The organism is Mesorhizobium sp. M0698 (genome assembly GCF_040320455.1).
Classification (GTDB): Bacteria; Pseudomonadota; Alphaproteobacteria; order Rhizobiales; family Rhizobiaceae; genus Mesorhizobium.
Window position 1 is genome coordinate 143,862 of record NZ_JAMYPQ010000014.1, and the last position, 9,566, is coordinate 153,427.

The following is a 9,566-nucleotide window of genomic DNA, read 5'->3' on the forward strand; positions in this document are numbered from 1 at the left end:
CCGTTCGGCCGTGTTTGACGGTCCTTTTTTTGGTCCCCAGTGGGTCGCGGCTTGTTGCGGCGCGGCTGTCGAAAATCGACCGATTGTTGTCGATAGTCGCCGAAACCGAGCCGATCCCGAATCGCCGAAATTCCCTTTTGAAATCAAGAGCGCAGATTTCTGACGGATCGCAGAGTCGGTTCTTTAGGGCGTGCAGAAAAGTTTGTGCTGCCGCCTCCTCGCGTTACCATGGCTCAAAACGATCGAGTGGGAATGAGCTCAAATTCGGTCCGACGGACATTAGGATGTCGGGTGGGTTATGATCAGGCGGGAACGTACGTCACTCTGATCGCGTCCTCGCCAACCCGGTCGCTGGCCACGAGACGCAGCGGTGGCCGCGGGCCGGCGAAGAATGCCTTGCCGCGACCAAGCACGATGGGACGGAAGTAGAGCCGGTACTCATCGATAAGGCCAAGCTCGGTCAGACTACCCGCAAGCTCCGGTCCGGCGACTTCGATCTCGCCCTCGTGTTCGGCTTTAAGCGCCCTAACGAACCCTTTGAGATCGTCGTCCACCAGCGTGGCGTTCGGCCCGACCGACTTCAGGGTGCGAGAGACGACCCATTTCGGCTGCGCCCGCCAGGCCGCCGCAAAGTCGCGCCCGACCTGGTCCTGTCCCGGCTGATCCTCGTCCCAATAGCGCATTACCTCGTACATGCGCCGGCCGTAGAGGCTGCCGGCGATCCCGCGCACATGGGCGTTGAAGTGGCGATGGAGCGCCTCGCCCGGCATCGGCAGCCCGGGCCCGCCCTCGGCGCCAGCGACATAGCCGTCGAGCGACTGCATCATTCCGAACACAAGCTTCGCCATGCACAGGCTCCTATCGATCGACGACGATCCGAAGGGATCGCATTCATTTATACCTCGCCCTCACTTCGTCGGTTCGTTGGCTGCACACATTCTCTGACGTGTTCACGTTGGCCGGTAAATCTGCGCCACCGCGCCCCCGGGAAGGCTTTCGAGCTCACCAGCTTGAGAGACATCGGCGCGACCAGTTCGGAGAACAGCGGCAGGTCTTTGCCCAGCGCCACGGGGGCCACCGTCAGGGCGAGCTGGTCGACCAGTCCTTGGGCGACGAGACTGCGGGCGAAGCTCACTCCGCCGTGGGCGATGATCGGCTTGCCCTCTTGGGCTTTCAACTTCGCGACTTCCTCCGCCAAGTCACCGCTCGCCACATAGGCCTCCGCCCAACTTTCACCACCGGGCTGTAACTTTGCCGGCTGACCGGTTCCCGCGTTGACGGCGCGAGCCTCATCGAGCGCCGCCGACTTGCTCACCTCCCTCAGGATCTCCGGTCCCCGTCGTGAGAAGACGGCCTTGGGGATCTGGTTCATCGGCGCCGCGAACTGGTCGCAGGAGATCGGCCACCAGGCGGCCATGTCACGGAAGCTGCGGCTGCCCATGATGTGCAGGCTCGAGTTCCATATGAACTCTACGCCCCAGGCCTTCGCCTCTTGATCGGCGCCGAACATCCATGTGTTTCGGCCATCCAGGTCACGGATCGATATGGACATCTTCAAGATCAGGTCTCTCATCGCTTCTTCCTAGCGCTGGTGAGACCGAAGGACGGGCCAGATCGGTCAGTTCCGACAATTCGTTGCGGAATAGTCCGACAACGCTTGCACGCCGCCGAAGAGGGATACCGAGCTTCCTTGCCTAGTCGGCGAGGGTGTCGTTGATGCCGCGCCAAATTCTGGTTCAGCGCCGTTTGTCAAAGCAGCGCACCTGAAGGTTGCGGCTGAGGCAACTGCCGTCCGCCAGGTGGCGAGAGGCATGTGAGACGAAGCCGGTGCACGCCGACTGATTTGACTCCCAAAAACGGATACGGGTCTTTCCGTAACGGCGCCAATCAGCTTATCGATTTTTCTCGGCCGGTTCTCCTTTCGTGGCGCCGAGGCGGGTAAGCAGATTGAGCGTGATCCTGCCGACATCGTTCATGGCGCCTGCGGCTGGCAGCGCGCCGCACCAGGCAACCGAGCTTGCGGAAAAGATCAAGCCGCCTGCTGCGAGCTTTCGCAGGGTCATTTCGGCGCAGCGGCGGGCGATGCGTTGCCTATCCCCGCCCTCGTACCAGCGCGTCGGATCCTGAAAGAAGCTGTCGGGAAATCCCGTCGCACGCGCGATCACGACGGTGTCAGCGGAAGTGCCGAGGGCTGGGTCCGTCGCATCCACTTCGTAGCCCGCGGCACCGCCCAGCACGATGCCGTCCGTGCCAAAGGTCGCATTTTCAACGCCTTCGAACAGCCATGCGCATCCTGCTTCATGGCTTTCCTCAGTGCGCGTGAAGGGGCGTGCGCCATCGAAACCCATCAATGAGATTGCACTGCCGATCAGCGAGAATTCGCCTCGGCCGCGGCAACGGAGATAGCCGCCTGGTTCGTTGGTGATCGACAGCGCCTGTTCGGCGACCGGGCCGTCCCAGGTGCGGCCAGCCTCCAGCGGCGAGCGCCGCAGCTCCATCAGGTCGTCCTTGAAAGCCACAGTGGCAGCAAAGCCGTTTCCGCCGAGATAGGCGATGCTGCCGCCTTCGGCCACAAACTGCCGCAGCGCCTGCTCCATCTCGATCGACATATATTCGGGGTGACTGCCGGTGACGACGGCTTGATGTCGAGGCAGACCGTCTATGCCGCATTCGTGCAAATCGTGATCGGTCATGACGTCAAACACGATTCCATTGTCGTGGCAGAATCGGAGGAAGTGCAGATCGACCGGCAGATTGTGTGGGCAGCCGCAGAGCGGATAATCGTAATCGTCCCTGAGCGTCACTTTCGGCTTTTTGTAGGAACAGATGGAAACACCGCTAAGGTCGGAATGATAGTCGTAAAGGGATTTCAGATTGTTGGCGATCGCGAAGCGATGTCCCCGGTCGTCGCCTTTCCATTCATAAAGATGATCCGGGAGATATTCGTCCGCATAAGCGAGATAGGTGGCCGTCGGCACGAGATACAACAGCGGCGACGAAACCTGTGAAGAGGTTACGAAGAACACCACGCGTTCGTAGCCACCCTCCCATTCGACCTGGAACGCGTAGACGCCAGGGTGTGCGTTTTCAGGGATCGTCGCGCGGTGCGATGCCGGCCATGCAAGCGGGCCGATGTCGTCGTCGTGGCAATGGATAGCGTCGTAGTGCGACGGCACCAAGCGAGGCTCGAAGCTCGATCCGTCCCAGCGTGCCGAAGTCACGCAGAAGGCTGGCTGATTGATCACGTCGAGGAGCAACGGATCTGCTCCGCCCGACGACAGGATCGGCTGCGTTGGTAACAGCGTCGGGAAATCCCAGGCAATGGTCCCGTGTGGGGTGTCGAGCCGGATCGCAGCAAATTTCGCGTTGAGGGTAGGTTCGTGGTTGGTGGCACTTGCGCCGAAATGGATGCCGTGCGCCTGGAGGTTCCGCGCCGGGCCGCCAAAACCTTCATGGAGTTCGTAAGGCGCGAGAAGATCATGGGATTTGATGCGCAGACGCGATTGTTCCTGCCGCAGATCCAACTCGAGAGTGAGCCACACACCAGTTGGCGCCTTCTTCTCGACAGGGGTTTCGCCGCCGATTTCCACGACAAATGCGCCGTCGCGGAGGCGCAGCCCGAGGGCGCCTGCTTCCAGGATCGTGCGCGCACCTTCGTTGCGCGTGAGGAACAGCTCGAAACGAATGCCGTGGACGGCTTGTACTTTGACCAGTTCGCCGGCTCGCACGAACAGGAACGACCCCTGGTCGAAATGCCGACGCCGTGCTTCACCTATCGTTTCGATGGGCCAGGCGAGAAGTTCCGGAGCCGGCTTGTCGAGCCGGCAAATTCGTGTGGCCTTTATCGGCCGATCGCATGACAGGCTGAGGTTGATCCGCTGGCCTGCTTTGGCACTCCAGGGGGTGGTATAGCCGACCACGCTCATCGCGTCGTGGTCTACTGCGCGCTTCATCTATCCCTCCCGATGAACTCCAGATGGGCTGGGGCGAACCGCGTAGACCGGTCCGATGTCGGCCAATGCGCTGCCGCTCTGACAAGCAAAGTTCCGCATGGCGCACTACAGCCATGATGTACATGCTTGTATAGATAAGCTGCATTCGGATAGTCTCGACGCGATCGGTCCAAGCGCGACATTACCAAGGAGGATGACATGCGCAACGCATCTCTCTTCGATCTGTCAGGCAGGAAGGCGCTTGTAACCGGCGCAAGCCGTGGCATCGGGCGCAGCATCGCCGAGGCGCTCAGCGCGGCCGGCGCCGACGTCGCGGTCACGGCGCGCAGCGTGGCCTCGCTCGAGAAGACGATGGCCGCCATCCGCACCGCCGGCGGGGTCGCGCACGCCATCGCCCTGGACGTCACCGATGTCGACCGCTGCCGAGCGGCGACAGCCGAGGCCAGCAGCCTGCTCGGAGGTCTCGATATTCTCGTCAACAATGCAGGTACGGAAGAGGTCCGGCCTTCACTCGATGTCGACGAGGTCTTGTGGGACAGGATTATCGATACGAATCTCAAAGGCGCCTTCTTCTGCGCCCAAGCCGCCGCGCGGCAGATGAGAGACGCCGGACGGCCCGGCGTCATTATCAATCTCTGCTCGCTGACCTCCGAGGTTGGGGTTCCCACGGCGGTGCCGTACGGCTCGTCGAAATCAGGCCTCCTCGGCATGACGCGGGCGCTTGCAGCGGAGTGGGCCGATCTCGGGATCCGGGTCAACGCCATTGCGCCTGGCTATTTCAGGACAGCGATGACAGACGTGTTCTACAGCAACGAGGCATGGCAGCAATCGATGCTCGCCAAGATTCCGCAGCGCCGTTTTGGTGATCTCTCGGACCTGCACGGAATCGCGGTGTTCCTCGCTTCGGATGCGGCAGCCTACATAACCGGCCAGTCCATTCCCGTGGATGGAGGCTTTCTCGCATCGATTTGAAGGCTTCAGGAGCCGGAGACGTGTCCCAGAAGTGATCGACAAGCGCTAATCGTAATTGCGTTCTAAGAAAAGGAGCCGCCATGTCTGACGTCAGCTTCCACCGCCTGTCATCCCTCAGTGTCGATCAGCGGGCCAGTTTACTGAAACGCGCCGAAGGAGATCTGTCTTCCTTCATCGAAAAGGTCCGTCCAATCATCCAGGCCGTCAAGGATGAAGGTGACGCGGCACTGCTCCGGTTTGCACGCGAACTCGACAAAGCCGATGTTGCCGACGGTGGACTGAAAGTTTCGGAAGCGGAGTTCGACGCGGCATTCGACAAGGTCGAGAAGGATGTCGTGGAGAGTATCCGGTTCGGCATTGAGAACATCCGGCATTTCCACGAGGAGCAGCGCCCGGAAACGATGTGGCTCAAGGAAGTTCGGCCGGGCGCCTATGCGGGTGACCGATACACACCGATTGCTTCGGTCGCGCTTTATGTTCCGCGCGGCAAAGGCGCCTTCCCCTCGGTGACGATGATGACCTCGGTTCCGGCGGTGATTGCCGGGGTTCCCCAGATCGCGATCGTGACGCCTGCGACTTCGGATGGTTCCGTCGACGCCGCGACGCTGGTTGCTGCCCGCCTCGCCGGCGTGGAGACCGTCTACAAGTGCGGCGGCGCCCATGCGGTCGCCGCCGTCGCCTATGGGACCGAGACCGTGAAGCCTGCCGTCAAGATCGTCGGGCCGGGGAGCCCGTGGGTGGTGGCGGCAAAGAGCGTGTTGTCCCCGATCATCAACACAGGTCTCCCCGCCGGTCCGTCCGAAGCGATCATTTTTGCCGATCACAGCGTCGACGGCGGCCTGGCTGCTCTTGACCTGTTGATCGAGGCCGAGCACGGGCCGGATTCCTCGGCCTACCTGGTGACGCACAGCCGCAAGGTCGCCGAAGCCGCGTTGATTGCGATACCGGAACACTGGTCCCGGATGAGCGAACAGCGTGTGGAGTTCTCACGCGCGGTGCTGACTGGGAAGCGCGGCGGCATCGTGCTGACCGAGTCGCTGGAGGACAGCTACCGCTTCATCAACGACTATGCGCCGGAGCACCTCGAGATTCTGTCAACGGAGCCATTTGCGCATCTCGGACGTATCACGGAAGCTGCCGAGATCCTCATGGGTCCGCATACGCCGGTGACCCTCGCCAACTTCGTCCTGGGACCCAATGCGGTGCTGCCGACCAGCCGGTGGGCGCGAACCTTTGGACCGCTTTCCGTGACGGATTTCGTCAAGAGATCGTCGGTCGGCTATGTGACCTCGGCGGCCTATCCGGAACTCGCCCTGCATGCCCGCAGGCTCGCCCGCTACGAAGGATTCAGCTCGCATGAGAACGCGGTTTCGGAGATCCGCGATCGCTATCTCGCCGGCTGAGCGGAAACGATGACGATGAGGGCGGCGCGACTCCATGGACCCGGCGACTTGCGCGTCGAGGATATCGCCGCGCCAGGCGCTCCCGAGCCAGGCTGGGTGAAGCTGAGGGTCGATGCCGCAGGCATTTGCGGTTCCGATCTCCACAACTTCCGCACCGGCCAATGGATAAGCCGGTCGCCTTCGACGGCTGGCCATGAGCTGACAGGCACGGTGATCGCCATCGGCGAGGGCGTGGACACCGTCGCTGTTGGCGACCGCGTGGTCGCCGATTCCCGTTTCTGGTGTGGAGAATGCGCGCAATGCCATGCAGGCAGGCGGCATCTTTGCACGTCGCTGGGCTTTGTCGGCGAGATATGCGACGGCGGATTTGCCGAACAGGCGGTCCTGCCCGCACGCCTGCTGCACGTCGTCGATGCCGTGCTTGACGAACGGGTCGCGGCGATGGCCGAGCCGCTGGCTGTAGCGTTGCACGCAGTGCGGCGTCTGCCGAAAACGGCCGGCTCCGTTCTTGTCGTCGGCTGCGGGACTATCGGCGGGCTTGCCGCACTGCTGCTTTCCCGGACATTCGCAGGTACCGTGCTCGTCGCCGATCGCAACCCTGGCCGCTGCGCCCGCGTGGCGCGTGTGACCGGCGCCAGCATCGTCGATTTGAACCGGGACGCCATTGCCGCCGCCACCGCAGATGCCCCCTTGCTCGCTGCCGTCGAAGCAACCGGCAGCGTCGCAGCACTCGGCCAGTTGCTCGGCGTTCTCGATGCCGGCGGCACCGTTGCGATGGTCGGCATATTCCACGGCCGCCTCGATATCGATCCCAACATCCTGGTTGAACGCGAAATCGCATTGCTGGGATGCCACGCCTTTGCCGATGAGCTTCCCGACGCCATCCGGATGCTCGGCGAATTGACCGAGCCCATGGTCGAACTGATCGACCGCGAGATCGGCCTGGATGATGTTCCCGCAGCCTATGAGCGGCTGTTGGCGGGGCAGGGCGATGGTTTGAAAACAATCATCCGGATGCGGTCTGCCGGGCGCGTGTGATTTCCGAACCTTGCCGGAAAGGATTTTTGAAATGATCACTTTGCCCGACACCGCCAGCCCTCTTTACGAGAAGGTCAAGGACTACATCCTGACGAACATCGGAACGGGGCGATGGAGCAAGGACCGCAAGCTGCCGTCCGAAAATGAATTCGTGGCGACACTCGGCGTGTCTCGGATGACGGTCCATCGTGCCTTGCGGGAGTTGACCTCTGCGGGTTTTCTGATCCGGCTCCAGGGCGTCGGCACATTCATCGCGCCACCTCGACCGCAATCCGCACTGATCGAGATCAACAACATCGCGGCGGAAATTGTCGCGCGGGGAAACAGGCATCGCTCCGAGGTTATCGTCCTCGAAAAGATCATGCCGACAAAGGAGCTCGCGCTTTCGTTCGAGTTTGCAAAGCGCGTGTCGGTCTATCATTCCATCGTCGTCAACTTCGAGAACGACCTGCCTGTGCAACTGGAAGAGCGCTTCGTCAACCCGGGCCTGATACCCGACTATGACAAGCAGGATTTTTCCAGGACAGCGACCTACGACTACCTCATGCAGAAAACCCCGGTGACGGAGGTCGAGCACATCATCTCGGCGACCCCTGCCGATGCCGAGACGGCGCGGTATCTGGGCATCGACGTCGGCAGCTGCTGCCTGTTTCTGCATCGCCGGACATGGACGGGCGCCGTCGTTGCCACGATCAGTAAGCTGACTTACGTTGGCAGCCGCTACTCGCTTGGCAGTCGATATTCTCCATCCAAAAAACCCTGATCGCAGTGAAGCGAATCAGAGTCGGAAGGAGGGGCTAACTTGTATATGCATGTATGTATTTAGCCTTGACATCCGCTGTTGCTGACGTTGAAGTGTCGTCGCACTTTCGTTGAACGAACAGCTAAGATGCCGAGGCACGGTGCCGCAAGAGCAGAAGCCCGCATTCTCACCAGGCCGGATGTTTGGTTCAAAAAAGCGGCCTGATCATCAAGGGGAACAAGATGATGCGTAACCTAGCAGGACAATTTCGGGCACTCGTTATGGCTGCTGCCGTCGGGTTTGCCCCGGCGGTCTGCGCGGCCGACACGACAATTCCGGCGACGCCTGAGGCAGGAACATTCAAGATCGGCATCGAGCCATGGCTTGGCTACGGCCAGTGGCACGTCGCCGAAGCCAAAGGTCTGTTCAAGGCAAACGGGCTGTCCGACGTGCAGATCGTGAACTTCGCCGAGGACAAGGACATCAACGCCGCCCTGGCGAGCGGCCAGCTCGATGCCGCCAACATCGCGACCCACACGGCTATGGGAATGGTTGCGGCCGGCCTGCCGGTGAAGATCGTGCTTCTGCTCGACGTCAGCATGACGGCGGACGCCATGATCGCCGGCAAGGACATCGCCTCCGTCGCCGACCTCAAGGGCAAACAGGTGGCTTTTGAGGAAGGCACGACGAGCGACATCCTGCTCAAATACGCGCTCGCCAAGAACGGCATGTCCATCGCCGATGTCCAGCCGGTTCCCATGCCGGCGGCGGATGCCGGCAGCGCGTTGATCGCTGGCCAGGTTCCGGTCGCGGTTACCTATGAGCCTTATCTCACCGCGGCCAGGGCACAGAACAAGGACGTCAAGCTGCTCTTCACCGCAGGCGAAGATCCCGGCCTGATCAGTGACGTGTTCGTGGTGCGGGATGAGGTGATCAAGTCGCGTCCCGGCCAGGTGCTTGCCATGATCAAGACCTGGGATGCGGCCCTGAAGGCTTACAATGCCGACACGCCCGACGGCCGGGCGATCATCTCCAAGGCAGTCGGTTCGAGCGTCGAAGACCTCAACACCGCCTTTGATGGCGTGCGTTACTATACTCTCGCCGAAAACAAGGATGCGCTGACGGGCGAATTTTCCACCAAGACATTCGCCGATGTCGAGGCAGCCGCCAAGAACGCCGGGCTGCTTCAGGCGGACGTGACGCCGGAGCAGATGATCGACCCGTCATTCGTCAAGGCCGCGAAATGACGAGGGCCGGCTCGCGGTGGTGACGCAAATGTCCGAGCAGCGTGCGACCAAGCCAAGCCCGTCTCACGCAGCGCCGGGGCCGGTGATCAAACAGCCGATGCGCCGTCGCCCCGGCACCCGGGTGGGCGCGGCCCTCGCACCCGAGCGGGTCGGGATGTTAGGAGTGGGGGGGTTTTGGGGGCGCGGGGTTTGGTGGGGGGGGGGCACACGG

The 9,566-nt window shown here is 61.9% G+C and carries 8 protein-coding genes; 5 read left to right on the top strand and 3 right to left on the bottom strand.

Going from position 1 to position 9,566, the window contains the following annotated elements:
• Positions 1-302 precede the first annotated feature (302 nt).
• From NKI16_RS24535 to NKI16_RS24545, 3 genes are all read right to left on the bottom strand, one after another.
• Positions 303-848, bottom strand: coding sequence for a dihydrofolate reductase family protein (locus NKI16_RS24535; protein ID WP_352450998.1), 546 nt, complete (start codon positions 846-848; stop codon positions 303-305).
• 47 nt (positions 849-895) lie between these two features.
• The gene (locus NKI16_RS24540; RefSeq protein WP_352839743.1) at positions 896-1,573 is read right to left on the bottom strand and encodes a dihydrofolate reductase family protein; all 678 of its coding nucleotides are present in this window, start codon (positions 1,571-1,573) and stop codon (positions 896-898) included.
• A 319-nt stretch (positions 1,574-1,892) separates the two neighbouring features.
• Positions 1,893-3,926, bottom strand: coding sequence for a N,N-dimethylformamidase beta subunit family domain-containing protein (locus NKI16_RS24545; RefSeq protein WP_352839741.1), 2,034 nt, complete (start codon positions 3,924-3,926; stop codon positions 1,893-1,895).
• Between the two features lie 225 nt (positions 3,927-4,151).
• Here NKI16_RS24545 and NKI16_RS24550 point away from each other — a divergent pair, with 225 nt between their 5' ends.
• From NKI16_RS24550 to NKI16_RS24570, 5 genes are all read left to right on the top strand, one after another.
• Entirely contained in the window at positions 4,152-4,925 is a 774-nt protein-coding gene (locus NKI16_RS24550; protein ID WP_352923765.1) for an SDR family NAD(P)-dependent oxidoreductase, read from the top strand.
• An 80-nt stretch (positions 4,926-5,005) separates the two neighbouring features.
• A complete protein-coding gene (hisD, locus tag NKI16_RS24555; RefSeq protein WP_352569218.1) occupies positions 5,006-6,328 on the top strand; it encodes a histidinol dehydrogenase in 1,323 nt (440 codons plus the stop codon).
• Between the two features lie 15 nt (positions 6,329-6,343).
• Positions 6,344-7,366, top strand: coding sequence for a zinc-dependent alcohol dehydrogenase (locus tag NKI16_RS24560; RefSeq protein ID WP_352569219.1), 1,023 nt, complete (start codon positions 6,344-6,346; stop codon positions 7,364-7,366).
• Positions 7,367-7,397: 31 nt separating this feature from the next.
• Positions 7,398-8,129, top strand: coding sequence for a histidine utilization transcriptional repressor HutC (hutC, locus tag NKI16_RS24565; protein WP_352457599.1), 732 nt, complete (start codon positions 7,398-7,400; stop codon positions 8,127-8,129).
• Between the two features lie 224 nt (positions 8,130-8,353).
• The gene (locus NKI16_RS24570; RefSeq protein ID WP_502896672.1) at positions 8,354-9,355 is read left to right on the top strand and encodes an ABC transporter substrate-binding protein; all 1,002 of its coding nucleotides are present in this window, start codon (positions 8,354-8,356) and stop codon (positions 9,353-9,355) included.
• The last annotated feature ends 211 nt before the right edge of the window (positions 9,356-9,566 follow it).